The organism is Faecalicatena contorta (assembly GCF_021531895.1).
In the GTDB taxonomy this organism is placed as follows: Bacteria; Bacillota; Clostridia; order Lachnospirales; family Lachnospiraceae; genus JAFBIX01.
The window spans coordinates 1-1,645 of the sequence record NZ_JAFBIX010000069.1; the positions used below are offsets into that span (position 1 = coordinate 1).

Here is a 1,645-nt window from a genome sequence, read left to right on the forward strand (position 1 = left end):
TAATTTTTCTGTCTCACGTACACTTAGTTTTTCATCAAAAATCTTATTTGCCAAAATATATTGCTGTTCTTTATCATCAATAGCCAAAAGTGCTCTTGCGTGTCCAGTTGTTATCATATCATCTATGATCATTTGTTGGACTTTTTCATTTAATTTTAAAAGTCGCATTGAATTGGTTACTGCGGTTCTACTTTTAGATACTCGTTCTGCGACTTCATCTTGCTTCAGATTAAACTCTTCCAAAAGTCTTTTGAACGCCATTGCTTCTTCAATTGGATTTAAATTTTCTCTTTGTATATTTTCAATCAATCCAATTTCAACAATTTCTTGTTCTGTATAATCTTTCACTATTACCGGTACTTCTTTTATGCCCGCAAGTTTAGCAGCTCTCCATCTTCTTTCCCCGGCGATAATTTCATAATAATCTTTTCTTTTTCTTACCAAAAGTGGCTGCAACACGCCGAATTGTTTAATTGAATCTGCCAGTTCTAATAATGCATCTTCTTCAAAATTCTTTCTTGGCTGGTCTCGGTTTGGTTCTACCATATTGATTTTCATCATTTGCTCGCCTGATTTAACATCAGATATGGTATCCTTTTTGGGTCCTGATTCTGTTTCGGCTGGCTTTACACTTCTGTTATCTGGAATCAGACTGTCAAGTCCCTTTCCTAATCCCTTTTTCTTTACTGCCATATCATTCTCCCCTATACATTTATTCCTGTCCTCTATTCATCACTTCATCAGCAAGTCTCCTATAACTATCTGCTCCTGCTGATTTTGCATCATACTGGTTGATTGGCATTCCATAACTTGGTGCTTCTGCAAGTCTTATATTTCTAGGAATTATTGTCTTATATATATTCTGCTGTAAATTGTCCTTTACATTTTCTACGACCTGTAATGATAAATTTGTTCTTGCATCATACATTGTAAATACTACGCCTTCTATCTCTAGAACTGGATTAAGTCTTTCCTTTACTAACTCTACTGTATGTATTAATTGACTTAATCCTTCCAATGCATAATACTCACATTGAATAGGTACTAATACTGAATCTGCTGTAGTCATTGCATTAATGGTTAACATACTCAATGATGGCGGACAGTCAATAATTACATAATCATAGGCATCTTTTATCTTTTCGATAGCTTTTTTTACAATATACTCTTTTTCATCAATTCCTATTAATTCAATTTCTGCCGCTGACAAATCCACATTTGCAGGAAGTATATCCAGATTTTCCAAAGCATTTTTCTGTAATACTTCTTCTACTTCAGATTCACCTATTATCAAGTCATATATTGTCTTTTCCACAGAATTTTTATCTAATCCTAATCCACTTGACATATTTCCCTGTGGATCCATATCAATGGCAAGAACTTTTTGACCCTTTTCGGCAAGGCAGGCAGATAAATTAATTGCAGTTGTAGTCTTTCCGACTCCACCTTTTTGGTTAGCAATTGCTATAATTCGTCCCATCTGTTAATCACCTTTCTTTCAGGATGTTTCTAGTATATCACTTTTTAAACAAGTTATCCATAGAATGTTTATTTCGATTTGCATATTTTATATTTTTTATAAATGTTTCACGTGAAACATTTCATTTTTGTTAATTTTTATTTTATTGAATTATATATTAAAAGT

2 protein-coding genes are annotated in these 1,645 nt (G+C 33.1%); both read right to left on the reverse strand.

Annotated features, from left to right (window positions below; translation table 11 throughout):
- On the reverse strand, positions 1–693 hold a 693-nt coding region (locus JQM81_RS13415; RefSeq protein ID WP_235234324.1), incomplete at its 3' end, for a ParB/RepB/Spo0J family partition protein.
- A gap of 19 nt (positions 694–712) precedes the next feature.
- A complete protein-coding gene (locus JQM81_RS13420; protein WP_235234325.1) occupies positions 713–1,480 on the reverse strand; it encodes a ParA family protein in 768 nt (255 codons plus the stop codon).
- Positions 1,481–1,645: the final 165 nt, after the last annotated feature.

What these genes read in the sequence shown, in the direction of transcription:
- JQM81_RS13420 (WP_235234325.1), bottom strand. Translation starts at nt 1,480, where the DNA reads ATGGGACGAATTATAGCAATTGCTAACCAAAAAGGTGGAGTCGGAAAG.